We start from the raw sequence: 22580 nt of genomic DNA, 5'->3' as shown, positions 1-22580 counted from the left end.
TTTTTCTTATTTTATACCTTCGAAGGACTCCTGGCCGAATTGACTTCGTTCTCTCTTTTCTCTTGTACTACACTTGCTTCTTTTCAGTCTTGTCAATGAACTTTATTTCGTCTTTCCGAGTCAGGTCTTTTCGGCCCTTTCTCGCGGCGAAAGTGATGCAAAGATACACCCTTTTTCTTTTCCCTTCCAAATTTTTCAGCAACTTTTTTTTCAAAAAATTTTCGGCATTTTCGAGCGATTTCGTTCAACCTTTTTATTTACTGATTGTTATAAAAGGTTATCGGGTTTGACTTTTTTATACTCAAAAACCTTCCTGTTCGAGCTCGAGAAGTTTTTTGAGCCCAATTCCACCCAATCGGGCCAAGAGATTATAGCAATTTGAATCGCAGCCGAAGGATACCGTCGTTGTAGTCGTGGCTGATGATTTTGAAGGTCCCTATCTCGGAGGTGTTCTCTACATGCTTCCCGATACAGAGACATTGGTCATAATCGCCGACCTTGACAACCCGCACCGTTTCGGAGGCATTTTGCGGGAGCCGAGCCAAATCGAAACGATGGCGGGCCTCGTCTTGAGTAATGTATTGTGTGGTTACGGGCAGATGTTCCTGAATCACGCGGTTGACACAATCTTCGATTTGCTGAATCTCGGCCTCGGTGGGAGGTTGCGGTAACTTGAAATCGAGTTTGCTTTTCTTTCTTTCGATATGCGCCGAGACTGCACGACCGCACCCGAAGAGGCGTATCATCGTCTGGTTAACGATGTGCTCGGTGGTGTGCATGGGCGGATATTCTTCCTTGTTGTGCTCGTTGAGCTGAGGTTGCAAATTTTGCTCCATATCAATTTCTTTGATTGATTAGATTGACTATTACTTTTTTAATAATATCCTTTTCTTCGGTTCGACTTTCTGCTATCATCAACGTAAGTGCCACTAATGTATTATCGGCAATACGTTTCTCACCATTGGCCCTGTACAAAATACCGTTATTTTCCATAAACCAAAGAAAAAGCATGGCTGCAATACGCTTATTTCCATCATTAAAAGAATGATTCTTAGTCACTAAGTACAACAACATAGCGGCTTTTTCCTCGATACTGGGATAGAGTTCTTTCCCATCGAAGGTCTGATATATCGTAGCAATAGAGCTTCGGAACGATTGGTCTTTTTCATGAGCAAACAAATCGCTATCGCCAAATTTGGTTTTCAACGACTGAATTGCCTGCATGGCATTTTCGTATGTAGCATGAAACCTCTCTCCTTGAGTTGTTGCTTCGATAGAGAGTTGCTGATAATCATATTTATCCAATATGTCAAGCGCATACACATAATCAGTTACTACAGCCAATAACCCTTTAGTCTGATCCGAGGTCAACATGTCTTGTCGCTTTATCGTATTGCCCAAGATATGGACCATACTCTTCAACTCCTGATAGCGATCCAGTTTAAGTTTTTCATTGACAACAAACCCCTTGACAAGGTATTCCCTTAATATTCTATTCGCCCACTGTCTGAACTGAGTACCGCGCAAACTTTTTACTCGATAACCGACCGAAATAATCACATCGAGGTTGTAATAAACGATTGTACGAGTTTGAGATTTCCCCTTTAACGAACCATGTCGAGTGGTATGTGCAAAATTTGCACACACCTCTTCGGGCTTCAACTCACCCTCTTGAAATATACTTTTTATATGCCTGCCTATCACCGTTCTATCACGGCCAAACAATTCGGCCATCTGCCCTTGTGTAAGCCACACTGTATCGCCATTCATCTTTACCTCTAACGAAATTTGATTATCGGCAGTCGTATATATCACAATCGAAGAGGCTTCCAACTCGGTGGTGTGCATGGGCGGATATTCTTCCTTGTTGTGCTCGTTGAGCTGAAGAGTATCGGTCATAGGTCATTCAATTGATTATATTATTTCAATAAGAAGTCGTATCGGAACGAGAGCAGTACCCGGGTAAACTGAATATTGTCGTTGAGCGGGATGGAGAGCTCGGGGCGTACCCAAAGTTTACGCGCCCGGAACAACAACCCGGGTACGATGCGATGCTCGGGCATACGGTATTCTGGAATGTTGGTTATATCTACGACCAGCGAGGCTTCCTGAATGATGCGACAAGCGGCATGTACCGTATAACAGGTGTTGTAACCCAGGTCGGAATCGTAAAGCGCCATGACTCCGGCCCCAAAGCTGAACCGGTCCAAGGTCTTGTCCAAGCCGACTTTCACACTCCCGTCGTAGTACCGGCCGGCATAGTTGGCACCGGCAAATGCATCGGCCAAAAAGAGCATACCCCACAGGCCCGTATCGAGCCGATAGCCCCCGACAGCCCGGATATACTGTTCTTTGGGGTTGCGTATCCACAATGTATTCTCAAGGCCTACCGACCATTTGCCCGATTGATAGCCGGCAAATACGTATTTGTTGTTTCGCAATCCTACGAAAACGGATTTTGCAGAGAGCGTATCGACCTGCGCCCACCCGCTGCAAGCGAGCGAAGCGACAATTCCTAAAAGCAGATATTTCAGTTTCATAACTCTTTTGACAATCTTACATTCAATATATTATAACCTAAATCGTTCAGGTGGAGTCCGTCGAGCGAATAGTTCATATTCATACCCCCTTTGTACAGAAAATAGTCATACACATCGACGAAGGTTCCATAACCCAATGCGGCTACCATTTGCTCAAGGGCCGCATTCAGTTCACGGATATATAGCGAAATATTCTTGTCGTCGTTCTCGGCACTGCGAGGGAGGATAGAGATGACAAAGACACGACGAGGAGCCAATGTCTCGATCGTATGTCGATACTCCTCGACAAAATCGGCAATGAACTGCGGGCGCGTCTGCTCGTCGATAAATTCATAGCCCAAGTTGTTCGTACCGATGAGCATCACCACATCTTTACCCCGGTAATCGAGATTCCAGGTGAGAATATCTTCCAAATGGGCCCCGCTCACGCCATCGTTTCGCACCACACGGGTAGGGAACGACGACTTCACATCCCAACCGGCTACCAGCGAATCGCCTACGAAGCACAGTTCGGATACACCATCGTCGGAACACGAAGAGGCTAAACCCATCAACATCGTCATCACAATCAAAAATTTAGTTCTTATTCGATTCATCGCTCTTATTTTTTACACGTTGGTAAAACTCACTTTTCAAAATCTGGCCGATAAACATCTGTGTAAAGACGTTGGCCCCCTCGCCATTCAAGTGCGAGTTGTCGTAAAACAATTCAGGTCGCTGCCAAAAATAGTCCATCTCGCTGTAATCCATCACCTGAACACCATGCTCTTGACACACCTGTTTCAGCAGTTGTTTCGAATATGGATTACCCCCGGCCATCAACCGCTTGTAACAGGGAGGTATAACGACCAACAACTCTACATCGTCGGCCTGCACCTGTCCGATAATAGCTTGCAGGCTTTGCAACTTATCCGGTGCAACAAAGCGGTCGTCGGGTCTACTGCCCAGGTCATTAAACTCAGGTAAAAGCAGGGGCTTATGCTTGGCCACAAAACCATAGTTGGCCATCTCTTCCTTGGGAAGGAAACTCTGCAACAATATGCGAAACCAAACCGTATTGTATCTATACAGATTGGAATGCAGGAAAAAGGCGGCTTTGCCATTGTTCTGCAACGCCAATGTCGAATCTATCAGGGAACTCTGTCCGTAATACGGATTCAACAACGAGATTCTGCCCATATCGTCAAAAGCCAACTCATCGGGCTGCAACACCAAAATAATGCCTCGAGGCTGATGATGTTTCAGCGCACCGTCGACCACACACCTGAAAAAGACAAGGTTCTGGGCGTTACATCCACCATTGAATATCGACACGCCCAGACTATCCATCATCGGGGCAGGCATAAAACTGTTGATGGCTACCGACGAGCCCAAAATCAAGACATCGTCTTGCGACTGCCTGAACAGATACTCAATCTTGGCATAGTCGCCCGGCAAACCATACCGCTTTGAATAGAACGACATGATCTGCCCGAACAATACATCGAGCAGTATCACAATCACCACCAGAGCGACACAGGTTTTGATACACTTTATCACATCTCTGTTCATAACCGACCGTTTCTAAAATTGAAAATAAATAAAAGCGCCTCCATCGAACGAAGCCGACAAGATGATAAACGCAAGGAAGAGCGACATCGAAGCGATGCGCACACCATAATGAGGAGAATCCAGAGCGTAAATTTTCAGCGACAACTCATCTTTCAACTCCTTCAACATGAGGATACCGATACACATAAATCCCAGCAGTAACGAGGGGATACCCTCGCCAGTAAACAAGGCGCCCTGATGGGTAAAGATGCGACCGATAATTTCGAAGGCCGAATGTAAATCGTTGGTCCGGAAGAATATCCAGGCAAACATCACCAGCACAAAAGTCACTAAACAATTCAATACGGCATGCAGCTTCCGGGGCGCTTTCACCTGAGGCAGCAACCGGTTTTTCTCAATCCCTACCACCTGATACAGTCCGTGCAGAGTACCCCACAGCACAAAAGTAAGGTTGGCACCGTGCCAAATACCGCTCACCAGAAAGGTGACAAACAGATTCCACAGATGCCGCCAATGGCTCACCCGATTTCCCCCCAACGGAATATACAGATAGTCCTTAAACCAGGTCGACAACGAGATATGCCATCGCCGCCAAAACTCCTTGATGCTCCTCGAGAAATAGGGACGATGAAAGTTTTCCATCAAGTGGAATCCCATAATCCGCGACGAGCCTATGGCTATGAGAGAATACCCGGCAAAGTCGCAATAAATCTGGAAGGTAAAGAAAAAGGTTGCCAGCAGCAGACTCGTACCCGAGTGCTCCATATAATTGTTGTACACGGCATCGACATAGGTCGAAATGCGGTCGGCCACACAGAGTTTCATAAAAAAGCCCCACAACATCCAGCGCAATCCCCTATCGAAATTCTCGTACGAAAACTTGTGCTTCTCCTTGAACTGGGGCAACATGTTCCTGGCCCGCTCGATGGGTCCGGCAACCAACTGCGGGAAGAACGAAATGAAGAGCGCATAGACGATAAAGTTTTTCTCGGCCTTTATCGTACCCCGATATACATCAACCGCATATCCCACGGCCTGGAATATATAGAACGAAATTCCCACCGGCAGCAACACATTCCACTGAGGTATGCTGATTCCAATCCCAAACCACGAAAAGAAATCGGTAATGAGCGACCCGGCAAACTCGTAATATTTATAGAAAAACAAAATCCCCAGATTGATTACGATTCCCGAAACCAAGGCCGTCTTGCGCCACTTTTGTTCTTGAAAACGACTCATACACAACCCCGAAACATAGGTAATTGCCGTACTGGTCAACAGCAGCAACGCATAAGTAGGCTCCCAACACATGTAAAAATAGTAGCTGGCCACCAGCAGAAAAAGCGTCCTCCACTTGAGCTTTGGCAACAAAAAGTAGACCAAGCAAACTATCGGAAAAAACAGTATGAATTCTAAGGAATTAAACAGCACGGTATCGATTCTTTACTTCAACAAATAAATAATTGGCACCGCAAATGTAATACTATTTTGGGTAGAACGTGGCATAACCCGACAATTTTGAAGCATTTCGAGCGGGAGATATACACGGAAACATGCAAAATGAAAAGAGGAGGACGAGGTACTTCTCGCGCAGCTCCTCATCCTCCCCTTTGAATTATCAAACTAATGGATTCCTTATTCCACAATCAACTTGAACGATTCGTTTCTTTCCAAGCCATTGACCTGACCCAAATAGATTCCAGGCAAAAAATCATCGGTCGAGAGTGTTGCAGCCTCATCGACCCAACTACTCCACACCGGCTTGCCATCTATCGTATAGATACTCACGAGCCCTTGTGCCACCAAATGCAGCGACTCTCCCCGCTTTACCGGGTTGGGATAGACGGCAAAATCTTCGTTTCCAGTAGCTTCAATGCCTGTCGGGGTATCGCTTCGATACACCTCAAACTCGGTCACCGAAGCCGATTCTCCTTCCACATGCTCGCTCGGTATCTCGAGTTTCACATAACGGGCCTCGACCGGCTCTATCGTCACGGATTTACAGTTCTTGTTCAGGCCCGAGGTGACGAGAGTCCACCCTTCGTTTCCGTCGGTCGCATTGTCTTTATCAAGGTCGGGACACTCGGTAGCCACATAGACGTTATATCCGTCAATCTGTCCCGAGTCATATACCTTAAAGGTATTCACCTTGTAGACATCCTCCAGATCGACGATACAATAGTGACGGTCGGCAGCCGACTTGTCGAATGTCCAATGATACTCGGTATCGGCGGTAACACCGTCGAACAGGTGACGGGCATTGGCGTAAAACGATCGGGAGCCCGACGACTTCAAAAAAGTCTTGCCCACGCTGACCAGCGCACCCCGATCGACCCGCTCCTTCAAGTGCCCATATATATCGAATCCATAGATACGCACGGCATTCTCGCCGGTCGGGAGCTCCATGGAGAATTTGACATATCGGGCGGCCTTCGGTTCGGCCAGACGATGGTCCTTCACGTTGGCATTTCCGGCAGCTTCGTCGTTACGGTTCACCACCTCTTCCCAATCGCCATCGGCGCCGGTCAGACTGGTATAGATGCGATAGGAGTGCACGTTGTTGTTGCCCTCTACCGTTTTGGAGTCTCGAAAGACGAAGCGGTCGACCTCATAGACATCGGCCAACTCGAAAATCACCCACGGCTCGGTGCTCTTGTTGTCGCACCACTTTACATATTTCTCAGGCTCTTCGAAAAGGCAATAAGCCGCTTCATTCTCCCCCACCTGAGCACTATACGACTGGATACGGACCTGGGGCGACTCAATCTCAGGCGACACCTCGTCGATGCCTACCGGCGAAGAGGGAGGGGTTTCACCATCGAAAGCCCAGGTCGAGGGCTCCTCACCCATGACAAATTCGAGCGTACCGCCGGCCACGATTTCGTCGTGACGCAACCAACAGCGGTCGAGCGGTTCACCGTTCAGGCGGGCCGATTGGATATAAATATTCTTGTCGCTGGCTCCCGTAGCTACGATTTCAAACGTATTTCCATTCTCGAGACGAATGGTCGTATGTGCAAATACCGGGCTCGAAATGAGGTATACATCTTGCCCCGCATTGGGGAAAAAGCCCATGGCATGGAAGATATACCAGGCCGACATCGAACCCGAGTCGTCGTTACCGGGCAGCCCGGTAGCCGATATGTTGTATCGGTTTTTCAAGACCTTGCGCACAATCTCGGCAGCCTTGTCGGGGCGGTTCACATAGTTATAGAGGCTCGGTACCAGGAAGGCCGGCTCGTTGCTTATCTGGAACAGCCCCATGTAACTGCCCTGGTCGAATCCGTTCTCGACATGGGTGAAATAGGTATCCAGCCGACGCAAGAAGGTCTCCTTGCCGCCACAGCGGGCAATGAGCCCGTTTACATCGTGAGGCACATAAAACGACATCTCCCACGGGAACGACTCGTATACGATACCTTCCCAGCCGTCGCGACGGAACACGTTGTAGTCCCGTTCGTTCACCCAGTCGCCGTTACTGTTTTTCGGCCACAAGAATCCCTTGAATCCCAAGCTGTTGATGTTGTCGTTCCACAGATTCTTCCAGTTGTTCGACCGCTCGAGGTATTTCTCATAAACCTCTTGTTGGCCCAACTTCCCGGCTACCGTGGCAATGGCGTAGTCGCAATAGGAATACTCATAGGTGCGGCTCCCCGAACGCTCGGTAGCCGTCGACAGATACCCCTTGCTGTTATACTCCTCGACACCGCCACGGCCCTCTTTACGAGGGTCGGCAGGCTCTACCTCGGCATTCTTGATCATGGCCGCCAACCCCTTTTCATAGTCGATACCCGGCAGATTCTTGACCATTGCATCGGCTATCAGGATATCGCTGTTCGAGCCCCCCTGCACCCGGCCGTTGCAGTTACCGCTGCGACCGTCGGGCATATACCCTTCGTGCTCATAAATATCGATCATAGACCGCACCATATCGGCCTGACGCGAAGGAGTAAGCAGCGTAAACAACGGATGAGTGGCGCGGAACGTATCCCATATCGCATAGTAATCGTCGTAGTAAGGTTCGTCCGATTGCCACAGCGGATTCTCGCCCGTGCGGTCGCTGGGCTGAAGATAGGCGTGATACAGAGCCGAATAGAAAATAGTCTTGTCGTTGTCGGTTCCCTCGACATCTACCGTATTCAGCACCTCGTTCCATCGGTCGATACCTGCCTGACGTACCTCATCGAAACTCCATGACGACAGACCCGATACATTCTCCCTGGCTTGGGCCGTACTGATAAACGAAATGCCCACCTTTGCCCGAATCTTCTGCGACTCGGTCGTATTAAATTCGAAATAAGCTCCCGACTTCTCGGTACCGGTTGCATCGACCTCGTTACCCGTCAATACCGACGTACCACGCCACACCGCATACGCATCGGCCGGAGTATCGAATATGGCATAAAAATAGACCGTATACGGGTCTCCCAGATTCCACCCCCCGCGAACGGTCGAGTAGCCTTCGATTTCATGATCGGAAAGAATCTTTACTCCCGAAGCCATCAACTCTTGCGACTCTACATTCAGCGTCAGGCAACTGCCTGCATCAATCAGAACCTTCGACGAAGCCGACTGCGGGAACGTATATTCGTGGAACCCCGCTCTGTCCAATGCTGTCAGCCGCACACCGATGTTGTATTTGCTCAAGGTCACTTCGTACAAATCCAGCCCGAACCGTTCGCCCGTGCGAGCCGACGAATAGTCGGCCAAGTTCAAGTCGCCCGTCATCGGCTGAAACAAAATATTGCCATATTTGGGGCCTCCACCGGTTCCACTCACGTGCAGATGACTGAAGCCATGTATATTACCGCCGCTACTCCACCCGGCATTGGCATTCATGTCGCCGCAATCGGGCCCCAGTTTTACCAGACCGAAAGGCGTGCAGACACCCGGGAATACATGCCCCTCGCCATCGGCACCGATCTCGGGACGCACATACTCCCAATTCTCCCGCTCGGTCTCATCCTGCTTCGTGCACACCATCTTCATCGTGTTGAGGTTCACCTCAAGAGTATACACACCAGTCACCGCCACTTGAAAAGCGTTGTCGTATCCGTCGTTGGCCGTAGGACGTTCATACAAATCATACTCGACCCCCGGCTCGACCAGCAAGTGCCCCGACACGTCGCAACGACAAGTAATCGACGGCTCCCAACGGTTAGCCACCAGAAATTTGAATCGGGCCTGGTCCACGCTATAATCGGTCAGCGTACCCGTCCACGAAAAGACACCCGCTTCGCTCCGTTCCATAGGAATAGCCGCATCGGGGTTCCACCCCGCTTCGGTTGCATTACCCACCAAATAAAGATTGTCATACACCGCATAAGCCGGCGTAAAAAAAGACAAAAAGCACATTAAAATAAGAAAGGTTACGTTTCTCATGATAAAACAATTTAAGATGAATGATTGTGTTTTTATATGAGACACCTTTCAAAGCAGCATCCCCCAAAACCATACCCTCAAAAAAATGGACCTTAGAGAAAAATCAACCATTCTCCTTTCATGAAATCTTTGTGACATATCTATGCCGACTTGACAAAAATAAATTTATTTTCATATATTTGCCTTATGTTTCATCACATGCTCCCTCTGCTAAAAAGGCCCTATGAAGATAACCGACGAAAATATTATAGATTACTTGCAGAAAGGCGAAGAAGATGCCTTCCGATATATTTATGACAAATATTACGGTTATCTGTGTGCTGTCGCCAAGGGCTACCTGTGCGACAACGACATGGCCGAAACCGTAGTAGAAGATGTGATATACAACATCTGGGAGATACGTGAAAAACTGAACATACATACCTCCCTGCGTTCATACCTTATACGCAGTGTAAAAAATAGGGCTATCAACTATCTGCAACAGGAATACATTGCCAAGGAGGTATCGGTCAACTCGCTGCAAGACTACACCGATATAGAGTCGTTCTATTTCATCGAAGAGGAACACCCGCTCGAAAAGATACTCGAAACCGAACTCGAAAGCGCCATAGCCACAGCTATCGACAACCTGTCCGAGGAGTGCCGAAAGGCTTTTGTCATGAGCCGGTACCACGACATGAAATACGAAGAGATTGCCGCCCAGATGGGAATTTCGGTCAATACGGTAAAATACCATATCAAAAACGCACTCTCTCGCCTAAGGATAGACTTGAAAGATTACCTGATGGTTCTTTTGCTCCTGTCGATAACCAGCCAAATACCTGTAACGGGAACCCTTGAAAAGTTGTTGGAATTTCTAAATATTTAAAAATGCTTAAATAGAAGATTCTCATACTACCCTGGAAGCGATTAAACCTGTCTTTCTTTTGAAATATGAAGCACGATAATAGACATAACGAACAGATAAACAATCTGATTCTCTCTTTCCTGAATCGGACAATTACCCTTCCCGATTTGAAACGCTTGAAAGACTGGATTGACGAGAATGAGGAGAACAAAGCCTATTTCTCAGAAATTCAACAAGTCTGGCTCATCTCTTCGCTCCGGGAGAAAAAAGATTTCGATCGGCTTAAAGAGCGAGCTTTCTTGAAATTCAAAAAACGTATTGCCCAGGAAAAACGACAAAAAGAGCACACCCGCATTCGACCCTTGTGGCATCGGGTCGTCTATATTGCAGCCAGTCTGGTGATTGCCTTCGTAGCCGGTATGAGTACCATCTATTTCTCCGACCATCACCAACTGTCGCAGCAGCCGTTGGCCTACTCGCTGGAGTCGCCCCGCGGGTCGAAACTGAAACTTACGCTTCCCGACGGTACCTGCGTATGGCTCAACGCCGATTCCAAACTCTCCTACGACAATAAATTCGGGGTCGACAACCGGGATATAAAACTGGAGGGCGAAGGCTATTTCGAGGTCAACAAGAACAAGGAGTTACCCTTCCATGTCACATCAGACGACATCAAGGTCGAAGTTCTGGGTACGAAATTCAACGTCCGGAACTATCCCGAGGACACCCTTATCAAGGTAGCCCTCATGGAGGGGTCGGTGGCTCTGCTCAACCCGCAAGGAAAAACCTCCCTGAAACCCGGCCAGATAGCCCACTACGACAAAAGAAATAAAATCACCCACGTGAAAACCGATGGCGTGAAAAATGCCAACGCCTGGATAAACGGCCACCTATACTTCGACGAAGAGAACATGGAGACTATTGCCCGAGCTCTGGAGCGGGCTTTCGATGTCGACATCAGCATCAAGGACGACACCTTGAAAAAGATGATATTCTACGGCGACTTCGTAATCGAGTCGAACAATATCAACGAGATTATGAATATCATGGCGGCCACCAACAAGTTTAACTATCACTACAAGATTAGTAAAAACGAAATAGAAATATTTCAATAAACAACCTACGACTATTTACCCGTGAGTAGGCCTGCACAAAAGGTCTGCAAGCCTCTCTTATACCCTATCGACCATGACAAACAAACGATTTTCGACTCTCCCGGCAGGCTACCTCATCCAGCGGTTCTGGCTGTTGATAGCTCTGTTGCTGCCCCTGCAAGCACCGGCCTCACAGCCTCAAGAACAGTACATTGTCGAAGGTCCCGACTGGAAAGCCTTTATTCGACTTTCCGACGGCACCATCGACCGATACGAATATTTCGCCGACGGCGAATGGCAAACCATCCCTTTCCGTCACGACCGTCTGTCGGGCCCTGCCTGGGAGGAGGTCATGCTCGCCCATTATGCCAAAGAACCGGGGAGCTTTATCGGCGAACGCGACCACATAGCCTACCGCATGACCTACCGCTCGGCCGGCGACCACCTCGTGGTTGAGTGTTCCATGACCAATCTGAGCGACAAGCCCTTCTGCCCCAAACGCAGCCGGCTGATTCTGGGCATCGACAGCGAAATGCACTCCTATCCGCAATGGGATAATAAGTTTTTCCCTACCCTGCTGCGCTGCGAAAAAGATTTTGCCTGGGGCTATTTCATGTCTCCCCGACAAGTTCTATTCGGCTTTGCCACCTCGCAACCGGTCGCCTCGTATGCGCTCAACTACATCTACGAAGGGTGGTATAAATGGAAATGGGGACACCAGATAAGGACGGCCAGCCTCGAACTGTTGCACACCCTGCCTCTGCCCGAACGCCATCCGCAGCACCTCACGCAACTGGCTCCGGGCGAAACCCGCAGTTGGGAGATTCACCTGGGACGCATCGACTCGCTCGACCATGTCAAGTCCCAGCTGTCGGCCTGGGCCGATATACCTCTGATCGAATGCAACCGATATACCCTATTGCCCGACGAGCCTCTCGACATACGGGTCAACTCGACCAGCCCGATAACCCTATCAATCGAAGGTCCCGACGCGAAACACATCGGCACGGCAACCCGATCGATTGGAAACGGACTCTTCCAAGCCTCATTCGCTCCCGCCCAGCTGGGCGAATACCGCATTGTGGCAACCAACGAGTCGGGCCAACGGGCCGAAGCCCGCGTATTCGTGCGGCAACCCTGGTCGTGGTACATGAAGAACGCCCGCGATTTCGTAGCCCGCAATCAACCTATCTTTTCCAACGCCTGCGAGACTTTCTACGGATACTACACCGCATTCCTCACTGCCAAATATTTCCCCGACCCGGAGAAAGACCAAGCCCTGCAACGACGCTTCGACCGCACCCTGCCCCTCATCATCGATACCACGACCTGGATTCCCAACCCCGACGCCCTGCCCCACCGCATACAGAACTTCTCGGCCTTGATGGGCATGCTGGTCGATCTGTGGGAGGCCACAGGTTCCCGCCCCTATCTGGAAAAAGCGGCTCACATAGCCGATTACCTCTGCTCCGACCGGATACAGGGTCCCGACGGGGCCTACCGCTCACAAGGCACCCACTACACAGCCGTTATCTATACGGCCAAGTCGATGCTCGAGTTGGCCAATGCCGAACAAAAACTGGCCGACGAACCGCTGTGGAACGAGCGATATACCCGACATTCAGAGTCGGCACAACGGGCTATCGACGACCTTTGCTCCCGTCGCGACAATATCGAGACCGAGGGCGACATGACCTTCGAGGACGGCATGATTTCGTGCAGTGCCCTGCAACTGGGCATGTATGGATTGCAGACCACCGATACGGCCCGACGCAACGCCTACCGCGATGCCGCCCGCTACCTGATGGAGAAGCACCGCTGCCTCGAACAGCTGCTCATACCCGACTGCCGCATGAGGGGTGCAACCCTGCGCTACTGGGAGGCTCTCGATGTCTACTTCGTTCCCAACCAGGTAATGAACTCGCCTCACGGCTGGACGGCCTGGAAAATCTATGCCTCGTACTACCTCTATCTGCTCACCGGCGAGGAGTTCTACCTCAAAGACTTCATGGACACGCTCGGTACCTGCGCACAAATCATGAAAGCCGACGGTACCCTGCGCTGGGCCTTCATTCCCGACCCCTACGTCGAGGCACAGCTCTATGTAGAGGATCCGGAGAAAAAACATCACGGCATAGTGACCGACTCGATTGTAGGCGAACAGTACCTCGACATGATAAGTCCCTGGCTGCGGCCCGACGACGAAGACACCTTCTGTGTATTCCAAGAGCGCGGCGGTGCCGGAGACAATACGGTACAGGAGATTTTCAAGGCAATGGAAGAGTGCGCCCTCACCTCGGCCTATGTACTGGTGCGCGACGACGGTTCACTGCTGGCCTACAACTGCCGGGCCGAACTGAAAAAGGGGACCCTCAGCATTGTACCAGCCGAAGCCATTGTTTCGAAAATTCACATCAATACTCCCCGAAAACTAACAATCGACATCCGACAGACAGGCCGGGAACGCGTGCATAAAACCGTCTCTGGCTGCCAATGGATTTACCTCAAATAGCCACAATTCCATGACCCGAAAACTTATTCTCTTCCTGGCCGGCATCGTCTCGGCCATAGCCCTTGCCGCACAACCGCTACTCGTCCCGCAACCCCAGTCGGTCGAGCTACGTGAGGGAACTTTTGCACTCACCCCTCGTACCGGCATCGTAGCACGTTGCAGCGCCACCAACGTGAAACTGCTGGAGCAATATCTCGAAGAAGATATACACATAGCCCTGCATGAGCGCACGGGCAACAATCACATCGTATTGGCTCGGACCGAGAGTCTGGACTCCTTGCTGGGCGACGAAGGCTATCGGCTCACCATCTCGCCCGACACGATTCTCATCGAAGGGGCACACGACGCCGGTATCTTCTACGGCATGCAGACCCTGCGGCAACTTGCCGTGCAAGACCGGTTGCACATACCCTGCCTGCAAATCATCGACAAGCCCGAGTATCCGTGGCGCGACTTCATGCTCGACGAGGCTCGCCACTTCAAGGGAAAAGCCGTCGTCAAGCAACTGCTCGAAGAGATGGCCTACCTCAAGATGAACACCTTCCACTGGCACCTCACCGACGACCAGGGATGGCGCATCGAAATCGAGAAATACCCCCGGCTGACCCAAATCGGAGCCTATCGCGACAGCAGCCAGATAGGCGGGTGGAACAGCCCCGACTACGATGTGAACGTACACGGTGGCTACTACACCCACGACGACATACGCGAAATTGTTGCCTTTGCCGCCGAGCGACACATCCGCATCGTCCCCGAGATTGAGATGCCGGGGCATACCGCGGCCGCCATCACGGCCTATCCCGAACTGGGCGCTCTCGATACCATACCTTCGATTCCGGCCTATTTCAACCCCTTCTGGGGAGTATTCAACGTAGCCGACCCGCAGGTCATGGAGTTTATCCACAACGTACTTTACGAAGTGTTCGACCTGTTCCCCGGCCGCTACATACACATCGGTGGCGACGAAGTGCACCCCGAAGCCTGGGAGAGCAACCGCGACATAGCCCGCCTGATGGAAGAGAAACACCTGGCCAATTACAGCGAGGTACAAATGTGGTTCACCAACCAGATTGCCCGATTCATCCATGACAACGGCCGCACCCTGGTCGGGTGGAACGACATCATGGGCAAAAACATTCACGAGTGGGCCGAAGCCGACATCGAGAGTTCGCACACACTCGACCCTCACGCCGTCGTGCAGTTCTGGAAAGGCGACCCCGCACTCATTGCCGAAGCCTTGAAACAGGGGCACCGGGTTATCAACTCATCGCACCGCGACACCTATCTCGACTACAACTATACCAAGCTCCCTCTCGAGAAAGCCTATGCCTTCTCGCCATTCCCTCAAGGCATCGACAGCCAGTATCGCCCCCTGCTGCTGGGCAGCGGTTGCCAGATGTGGAGCGAATGGATACCTCGCATCGAAGATATGCAACGACAGGTATTCCCCCGCATCGCCGCCTATGCCGAATCGGGGTGGAGCCGGGCCGACCAGAAAGACTTCGGCCGCTTCATCTCTGCACTCGACCGTCTGCTGTATCCCCGCTGGGCCCACAAGGGTATCGAGTGGTATCCCGTAGTCCCGTAGCGATACCGCCATACACGACCTCTTCACACGCGCTTATTTTACATAGTTCAAAAAAAGATAAAAAAAAGTTTTACCCACAGACTACCCGATAGGCTCTGTGGGTTGTCTCTTATGATGAACACACAAAATTTTTATAACGTCCATTCATGCTTATAGCCAAAACTTAAATACTAACCTTTAAATCAACCCTATCAATGATCAAGCATTACAGACACCTGCTATTGGCTTTTCTGCTACTCTGTAATATCGCGATTGTACAGGCTCAGAACATTACACTGAATCTGAAAAATGTCACGGTAAAGGAGGCGATCGAAGCCGTCAAGGAGCAAACCGGGAAATCGTTCTTTTTCAATGTGAACGACGTGGATCTGAACCGCCGAGTAAACATTGTGCTGAAAGAGGCTTCACTCGGGGATGCCCTCTCGCAGATACTTCAAGGCCAGAACATAGGCTATGAAGTAAAAGAGAACCACATTGTGTTAACGAAAAAAATTACCAAGAAAGCCGATCCGTTTATCAGAATATCCGGACAGGTTACCGACGAAAGCGGTGTACCCCTTATCGGGGTAAACATCTCGGTCAAAGACGGAGCCAACACCGTGACCGATATTGACGGCAACTACTCCATTCTGGCCGCTTCGGGTTCAACTATTACCTACTCGTACATCGGGTATTTGTCGCAACGGGTCAAAGTAGAAGGTCATCGTAACATCAACATCCAACTGGTCGAAGATACCAAAGCCCTCAACGAGGTGGTGGTAATCGGTTACGGTACGCAGAAGAAGGCCAACCTGACCGGTGCCGTCGACGCCATCTCGTCGAAAGAGATCGAAGACCGGCCGGTAGCTACCCTGGGCCGTGCCTTGCAGGGTGCTGTCCCCAACTTGAACATCTCGTACGGTTCGGGTCGCCCCAACGAAGGTACCAGCATCAACATCCGCGGTTTCGGTTCAATCAACGAAGAGGCCAAACCGCTGGTACTTATCGACGGTGTCGAGGGTGATCTCGACAACATCAACCCGCGCGACGTCGAGTCTATCTCGGTATTGAAAGATGCCTCGTCGGCTGCCATCTACGGAGCCCGCGCCTCGTTCGGTGTCATTCTCGTTACGACCAAGAAAGGTGAAACCGGCGACGCCAAAGTCAACTACAACGGACGGTTCAGCTTCTCGGGCTCGACCGTATGCACCGACTTCATCACCACCGGATACGATGCAGCCATGCTGGTCGACGAGTTCTTCCGCTCCTACAACGGTACCACCTACACCAAATATACGGCCGAAGACTATGCCGAGCTGGAAGCACGCCGCTACGACAAGGTAGAGAATCCCGACCGTCCCTGGACCGTCGTGAAGAACATCGGCGGTATAGACCAATACATGTACTATGCCAACTTCGACTGGTACAACTACCTCATCAGCCACACGCGTCCTACCTGGGACAACAACGTGAGCATATCGGGCGGCACCAAGAAGATGAACTACTTCATCAGTGCCAACTACCACACCGAAGAGGGTATCTACAAACAGAACCCCGACCACTTCAACACGGCCAACCTGCGGGCCCGCATCAGCGGCGACATCAAAGACTGGTTCAACCTGACCGTAACCACTCACCTGTACCACTCGCAATACAAGGCTCCCGGTCTGGAAAACGGTGAAAATATTCCCAACTACACCTTCCACGCCCTGCCCTTTATGATGCCCTACAACCCCGACGGCAGTTGGGTATTCAGCAACGCGGTCATCGCACAGCAGCCGACCGACGGTGTACACATCATGACCGGCGACGGTACCACCTTCACCAACGACAAGAACAAACGGTTGACGACCACGGTCAACGCCATCTTCAAACTCTACAAAGGGTTGACCTTCCATGCCAACTACAGCTTCCGCTACGACACGCAAGACAAGGTAGTGCGCACCTCGATGGCCGAATATTCGACCGAACCCGGCGTTATCGTAAGCACCGGCTCGGCCAATCTTTTCAAGAACAAGTTACGCCAACGGAGCAACAGCGAATACTACCACATGATCGATGCTTACCTCAACTACGACAACACCTTCAACGGTCACCACGTTCGAGGCGTACTCGGTTTCGACTACGAGCAGGACTATCAAAAGAATCTATACTCCACGATGCTCAACCTCCAGTCCAACGAATTGAACGACTTCAACCTGGGCGACCCCTCCAAAGATGTCTATCTCGAGGGCGGACAATATGAATGGGCTCTGGAGAGCTTCTTCGGCCGCGTCGGTTACGACTGGAAAGGTCGCTACCTGGCCGAGGTAAACATGCGTTGGGATGCCTCTTCGCGTTTCCGTCGCGACAAACGTGCCGCCGTATTCCCCTCGGTTTCGGCCGGATGGCGCGTGAGCGAAGAACCCTTCTTTGCACCTATCCGCAACACCTTCTCCAACTTCAAGATCCGCGGTTCTTACGGTTCGCTCGGCAACCAGGCCATATCGAGCCCCTATCCCTACATCCAGACCCTGAATCTGGTGCAAATGGACAACTATCTGGCCAACGGCGAGTTCCTCACCTACGCATCGGTTTCGCCTCCCACATCGGGCAACTTCACCTGGGAGACCGTCATTCACAAAAACATCGGTGTCGACCTGGGCTTCTTCAACAACCGATTGAGCTTCACGGGCGATATGTATATCCGCGATACCAAAGACATGCTTGTCCCGGGCAAAACTCTGCCGGCTACCTACGGTACTTCGTCGCCTCAAGAGAATGCCGCCGACCTGCGCACGAAAGGTTACGAGTTGACCATCAGCTGGAACGACAAGTTCAACCTGGCCGGCAAGCCCTTCACCTACGGCGTATCGTTCTCGTTGGGCGATAACATCTCGAAGATTACCAAATACGACAACCCCACCAAAGACTTCAACGTATCGTCTTACTACGAAGGCATGACCATCGGCGAAATCTGGGGCTACACCATCGACGGTCTGTTCCAGAGCGACGAGGAGGCTGCCGCCTACCAGGCCCAGGTAGACCACTCGCTCATTGCCAAAAACATTCTGCAAACGGCCGTAGGCGAGTATAAGGGTCTGAAGGCCGGCGACCCCCGCTTTGTCGACCTCGACGGCAACGGCCGCATCGACGACGGTGCCAAGACAGCCGACAACCGAGGCGATATGCGCATCATCGGTAACTCGCGTCCTCGCTACAACTACAGCGGCAACATCAACTTCGGTTGGTTGGGATTCGACTTCTCGGCCTTCTTCCAGGGTATCGGCCGTCAACAGATTTATCCGGGTACCGACGCCATGCTCTTCTGGGGTGGTTTTGCCCGTCCGTATTCATCGTTCACCCCTATCGACTTCCTCGACAATGTCTGGAGCGAAGACAACCCCGACGCCTATTTCCCCAAAATCAGAGGCTATGCCGCACAGGGCGACCGTCACCTGGCCTACGTGAACAACCGCTATTTGCAGAACCTGGCTTACTGCCGTCTCAAAAACGTAACCTTCGGCTACACCTTGCCGCAGTCGCTCACCCAAAAAGCCAAGATAGACCGCGTGAGAGTCTACTTCAGCGGTGACAACCTGCTCACCTGGACGGCTCTCAAGAGCAAATACATCGACCCGGAGCAATTCTCCAACGACCGCAATGCCCGCGTCTATCCCTATGCAAAGACATTCTCCTTCGGTATAGACATTACATTCTAACAACCCTTATACAATTATATCTATGAAAAAGAATCTCATATATATTCTGGCAGCGGCCGGAGCCCTTACCCTCGGAAGTTGCGCCGACGACCTCGATCGGTTCCCGCTGTCGTCTCTTTCGCCCGAGACCTATTTCAATAATGAGGAAGAGCTGCAAACCTTCACCAACAACTTCTACGGACAGTTTCCCACCGCCCAATCGGGATACAGCGAATCGGAGGATGTGGTATGCATCTTCACCCTGCCCGTCACAACGGTAGGACTCACACGCACCATTCCCACCACAGGCGGCGGTTGGGACTGGGGTTACCTGCGTAACATCAACCTCTACCTGCAATACTCGCACCGCTGCGAAAGCCAGTCGGCCCGCGAGCACTACGACGGTGTAGCCCGTTTCTTCCGGGCCTACTTCTATTTCGAGAAGGTGAAACGATTTGGCGATGTACCCTGGTACAACCGGCCCCTCTCGTCGACCGACCCCGACTTGAAAAAGCCGCGTGACTCCCGCCAGTTAATCATGGACTCCGTGTTGAACGACATCGACTACGCCATCCAACATATCCCCGACGACCAGGAGCTCTATCTGGTAACCAAGTGGACCGCCATGGCCCTGAAGTCGAGAATCTGCCTCTTCGAAGGTACCTACCGCAAATACCACGGTATCGCCGACTACGAGAGATTCCTCAACGAGTGTGCCACGGTATCGGAACAGTTCATCGACCAGAGTCCTTACAGCATCTATCAGTCGGGCGACAAGCCCTACCGCGACCTCTTTGCCTCGATGGATGCCATTAAACAGGAGGTCATCCTGGCCCGTGACTACGATGCCACCAAAGCCGTAAAACACGAGGCCAACTACTACACCATGTCTACTACCTACGGACGACCGGGCATGAACAAGAAAATCGTCAACAGCTACCTGATGAAAGACGGCAGCCGCTTCACCGACATACCCGGCTACGACGAAATGCAATACTACGACGAAATGCAGAACCGCGACCCCCGCTTGACCCAAACCGTAGTAGGTCCCGGATACATGCGTATCAACAGCGACGCCGTGATGTCTCCCGATTTCACCGCCTCGACTACCGGCTACCAGATTATCAAATGGGTGACCGATGCTTCGGGCGACGGCTACATGGGCTCGTCGAACGACTATATCCTCTTCCGCGCCGCCGAGGTATACCTGAACTTTGCCGAGGCTAAAGCCGAACTGGGGACCCTCACTCAAGCCGACTTGGACAAGTCTATCAAGAAAATCCGCGACCGGGTAGGCATGCCCAACATCGACCTCGATGCTGCCAACGCCAACCCCGACCCCTACCTCATGGCCGAGCAGACAGGCTATCACAACGTAACGGGCAACAACAAGGGCGTAATTCTGGAAATCCGCCGCGAGCGCACCATCGAACTCATTCTCGAAGGATTCAGATACTACGACCTCATGCGCTGGAAAGAGGGCAAAATGCTCGAACAGCCCTTCATGGGTATGTACTTCCCCGGCTTGACCGAAGGTTCGGGCGAAGACCGCTACGGCATCTTCGACATGAACGACGGCACTCTTCAAGACAGCGAAAAAGTCGACATCTGTATCTACACCGGCAAAAAGCCCTCGGTGAAGAATATCCGTAAATTCTACAAACTGGACGAGGTGTTCACCCTCACCGGTGGCGACAACGGCAACATCATCTGCCACGACATTGCCGTAGAGCCGCGCGAGTTCAACGAAGAGCGCGATTACCTCTATCCCATTCCCACCACCGAACGGTCGCTCACCAACGGAGCACTCACTCAGAATCCCGGTTGGGACGACGGTCTAAGTTTCTAAACGATTGAGATAATGCTCAGATACCGGGAGAGAAAAACTCCCGGTATCTGATTGCTCTATCGACCCGAGTCGGGACGAAAAGAAAAAAATGCCAAATACACTTTTTTTACATTTACCGACTACCCTCTCCCGCCAAATATCTGTCATCTTATTGAACACACAAAAACATATCGAAATATCAAAAAACACATTTCCATATCATTAACTCAAAAATTTTTACTTATGAAAAAGTTTACTCTATCTGGTAAAAAAGCTCTTGTAGCTGCGTTCCTGTGCTGTTGTGCCCTCCCGGGTTTCAGCGAAGATACTTGGAACTTCGATCCTGAAGAAACAGCCGCATACGCTGCATTCTTCAAACAACCGTCGGCCATCGAAGGCAAATGCAATGCCGAAGCTCTGGGCATCGATGTAAACCGCGAAGGCTTCTCGTGGGACGACATGAACACCTGGAAAAACTCCGAAGGTGTAATCTGGAGAGCCTATTCTTCGGGATATTCCGAAACCGTATTCGGTGTATGCGTGAACGCATCGGCTCCCTTCAACGGAAAGACCAGCGGTCTTACCTGGACTACAACCGAAGGAGATAACCAATGGTATCCTGCCATCGCCGGTGTAGCCAACCTGAAAGGTTCGTTCACGTTGATGGACTGTAAGGCTACGGTGGTTCACATCTCGGGCACACAAATGGAAAAGGTGAAAATCCAAATGACCAACGAAGATATGGACTGCTACCTGCACGTACGCCGCAACCTGCAACTGACCAATCTCGACCTGAGCGACTCGAACGGTAAATGCCGTCAGTTGGCCGGTTATCGCAACGCATTCACCGACGAATCTTCGTTCATCTGCAACAACTGCCGCCAAACCGAATTCCTCGACTGGTTGCTCAACCTCGAAGACAACATGTACACCTTCTCGACCATCCCCAACCACCCCATTACCGGCGAAAGACTCACATCGGGTTACAAGCTGCAATGGAATGCCCGCGGCGGTATGCCTATCGGTTACATGAATGCCGACGGTGAATACGAGATTATGGTCGACGAAGACATTGACCTCTCGGGCGAATATGACATCGACGGCTACATGACCATCTACACCTGGAAAGACCTCGACGGTAATGTAATCGAACCGACCGACGCCGTAGAAGGCTGGTTCTGCTTCGACGAGTCGCACGTAGGCAAAGAGTATCGCTGCGAGATGATTAACGAGGCCTATCCTCAACTTTCACTCAACACGGTATTTGTAAAGGTTGTCAGCGAATACTCGGGTATCGAGAACGCCCAAAAAGCTACGGTAAAAGTTGGTCCCAACCCGGCCGATGATTACCTGACCATCGAAGGTGCCGAAGTTCTGGGCGCCCAAATCTACTCGCTTGCCGGTGCCTGCGTGAAGAATATCGAAGCCGGCGTTCAGACCATCGACATCGCCGACCTCACTCCCGGTATGTATCTGGTAAAACTCTCGACGACCGAAGGTAACACGACGGCTAAATTCATCAAGAAATAATTTTATCTCCTAAGCACAATGACAGGCAAAATATTTTTACGTATTTTGC

14 protein-coding genes are annotated in these 22580 nt (G+C 51.1%); 7 read left to right on the top strand and 7 right to left on the bottom strand.

Translation table 11 applies throughout. The features are described 5' to 3' along the window. Nucleotides 1-368: 368 nt before the first annotated feature. From B5F38_RS11710 to B5F38_RS11680, 7 genes are all read right to left on the bottom strand, one after another. Nucleotides 369-836, bottom strand: coding sequence for a hypothetical protein (locus tag B5F38_RS11710; RefSeq protein ID WP_087409408.1), 468 nt, complete (start codon nt 834-836; stop codon nt 369-371). A 1-nt stretch (nt 837) separates the two neighbouring features. Next, complete coding sequence (gene rhuM / locus B5F38_RS11705) at nt 838-1848, bottom strand: RhuM family protein (protein WP_241147863.1); 1011 nt, start codon at nt 1846-1848, stop codon at nt 838-840. 71 nt (nt 1849-1919) lie between these two features. Beyond that, nucleotides 1920-2540 carry a hypothetical protein gene (locus tag B5F38_RS11700; RefSeq protein ID WP_143240973.1) on the bottom strand — a complete coding sequence of 207 codons (621 nt, stop codon included), beginning with the start codon at nt 2538-2540 and terminating at the stop codon, nt 1920-1922. After that, nucleotides 2537-3136, bottom strand: a complete 600-nt coding sequence (locus tag B5F38_RS11695; protein WP_087409405.1) for a GDSL-type esterase/lipase family protein — start codon at nt 3134-3136, stop codon at nt 2537-2539. The genes B5F38_RS11700 and B5F38_RS11695 overlap by 4 nt, the downstream gene beginning before the upstream one ends. Continuing rightward, entirely contained in the window at nt 3117-4091 is a 975-nt protein-coding gene (locus tag B5F38_RS11690) for an SGNH/GDSL hydrolase family protein (RefSeq protein WP_087409404.1), read from the bottom strand. Before B5F38_RS11690 ends, B5F38_RS11695 begins: the two co-directional genes overlap by 20 nt. A gap of 12 nt (nt 4092-4103) precedes the next feature. Further along, nucleotides 4104-5330, bottom strand: coding sequence for an MBOAT family O-acyltransferase (locus B5F38_RS11685; RefSeq protein ID WP_241147861.1), 1227 nt, complete (start codon nt 5328-5330; stop codon nt 4104-4106). A 396-nt stretch (nt 5331-5726) separates the two neighbouring features. Further along, nucleotides 5727-9389: a GH92 family glycosyl hydrolase gene (locus tag B5F38_RS11680; RefSeq protein ID WP_241147862.1), complete on the bottom strand. Its 3663-nt coding sequence runs from the start codon at nt 9387-9389 to the stop codon at nt 5727-5729. A 307-nt stretch (nt 9390-9696) separates the two neighbouring features. Here B5F38_RS11680 and B5F38_RS11675 point away from each other — a divergent pair, with 307 nt between their 5' ends. The 7 genes from B5F38_RS11675 (at nt 9697) to B5F38_RS11645 (ending at nt 22531) form a co-directional block, all read left to right on the top strand. Beyond that, nucleotides 9697-10341, top strand: coding sequence for an RNA polymerase sigma-70 factor (locus tag B5F38_RS11675; RefSeq protein ID WP_087409401.1), 645 nt, complete (start codon nt 9697-9699; stop codon nt 10339-10341). A 65-nt stretch (nt 10342-10406) separates the two neighbouring features. After that, the gene (locus B5F38_RS11670) at nt 10407-11435 is read left to right on the top strand and encodes a FecR family protein (protein ID WP_087409400.1); all 1029 of its coding nucleotides are present in this window, start codon (nt 10407-10409) and stop codon (nt 11433-11435) included. Nucleotides 11436-11508: 73 nt separating this feature from the next. After that, nucleotides 11509-13926, top strand: coding sequence for a hypothetical protein (locus B5F38_RS11665; RefSeq protein ID WP_206422492.1), 2418 nt, complete (start codon nt 11509-11511; stop codon nt 13924-13926). 10 nt (nt 13927-13936) lie between these two features. Beyond that, on the top strand, nt 13937-15514 hold the full coding sequence (locus tag B5F38_RS11660) for a beta-N-acetylhexosaminidase (protein ID WP_087409399.1): 1578 nt from the start codon (nt 13937-13939) through the stop codon (nt 15512-15514). 194 nt (nt 15515-15708) lie between these two features. Further along, the gene (locus tag B5F38_RS11655) at nt 15709-19194 is read left to right on the top strand and encodes a TonB-dependent receptor (protein WP_087409398.1); all 3486 of its coding nucleotides are present in this window, start codon (nt 15709-15711) and stop codon (nt 19192-19194) included. Between the two features lie 22 nt (nt 19195-19216). Next, on the top strand, nt 19217-21022 hold the full coding sequence (locus B5F38_RS11650; protein WP_087409397.1) for a RagB/SusD family nutrient uptake outer membrane protein: 1806 nt from the start codon (nt 19217-19219) through the stop codon (nt 21020-21022). A gap of 222 nt (nt 21023-21244) precedes the next feature. Beyond that, complete coding sequence (locus B5F38_RS11645; RefSeq protein WP_087409396.1) at nt 21245-22531, top strand: T9SS type A sorting domain-containing protein; 1287 nt, start codon at nt 21245-21247, stop codon at nt 22529-22531. Nucleotides 22532-22580: the final 49 nt, after the last annotated feature.

Origin of the sequence: Barnesiella sp. An22, from assembly GCF_002159975.1 — a bacterium.
GTDB classification, from domain to species: Bacteria; Bacteroidota; Bacteroidia; order Bacteroidales; family Barnesiellaceae; genus Barnesiella; species Barnesiella merdigallinarum.
The sequence above is the reverse complement of the archived record's forward strand: the minus strand, read 5'-3'. Positions and strand labels throughout refer to the sequence as shown.

What these genes read in the sequence shown, in the direction of transcription:
- B5F38_RS11685 (WP_241147861.1), bottom strand. Translation starts at nt 5,330, where the DNA reads ATGAGTCGTTTTCAAGAACAAAAGTGGCGCAAGACGGCCTTGGTTTCG.
- B5F38_RS11645 (WP_087409396.1), top strand. Translation starts at nt 21,245, where the DNA reads ATGAAAAAGTTTACTCTATCTGGTAAAAAAGCTCTTGTAGCTGCGTTC.
- B5F38_RS11665 (WP_206422492.1), top strand. Translation starts at nt 11,509, where the DNA reads ATGACAAACAAACGATTTTCGACTCTCCCGGCAGGCTACCTCATCCAG.
- B5F38_RS11670 (WP_087409400.1), top strand. Translation starts at nt 10,407, where the DNA reads ATGAAGCACGATAATAGACATAACGAACAGATAAACAATCTGATTCTC.
- B5F38_RS11710 (WP_087409408.1), bottom strand. Translation starts at nt 836, where the DNA reads ATGGAGCAAAATTTGCAACCTCAGCTCAACGAGCACAACAAGGAAGAA.
- B5F38_RS11695 (WP_087409405.1), bottom strand. Translation starts at nt 3,136, where the DNA reads ATGAATCGAATAAGAACTAAATTTTTGATTGTGATGACGATGTTGATG.
- B5F38_RS11655 (WP_087409398.1), top strand. Translation starts at nt 15,709, where the DNA reads ATGATCAAGCATTACAGACACCTGCTATTGGCTTTTCTGCTACTCTGT.
- B5F38_RS11650 (WP_087409397.1), top strand. Translation starts at nt 19,217, where the DNA reads ATGAAAAAGAATCTCATATATATTCTGGCAGCGGCCGGAGCCCTTACC.
- B5F38_RS11675 (WP_087409401.1), top strand. Translation starts at nt 9,697, where the DNA reads ATGAAGATAACCGACGAAAATATTATAGATTACTTGCAGAAAGGCGAA.
- B5F38_RS11660 (WP_087409399.1), top strand. Translation starts at nt 13,937, where the DNA reads ATGACCCGAAAACTTATTCTCTTCCTGGCCGGCATCGTCTCGGCCATA.
- B5F38_RS11700 (WP_143240973.1), bottom strand. Translation starts at nt 2,540, where the DNA reads ATGAAACTGAAATATCTGCTTTTAGGAATTGTCGCTTCGCTCGCTTGC.
- rhuM (WP_241147863.1), bottom strand. Translation starts at nt 1,848, where the DNA reads ATGCACACCACCGAGTTGGAAGCCTCTTCGATTGTGATATATACGACT.
- B5F38_RS11690 (WP_087409404.1), bottom strand. Translation starts at nt 4,091, where the DNA reads ATGAACAGAGATGTGATAAAGTGTATCAAAACCTGTGTCGCTCTGGTG.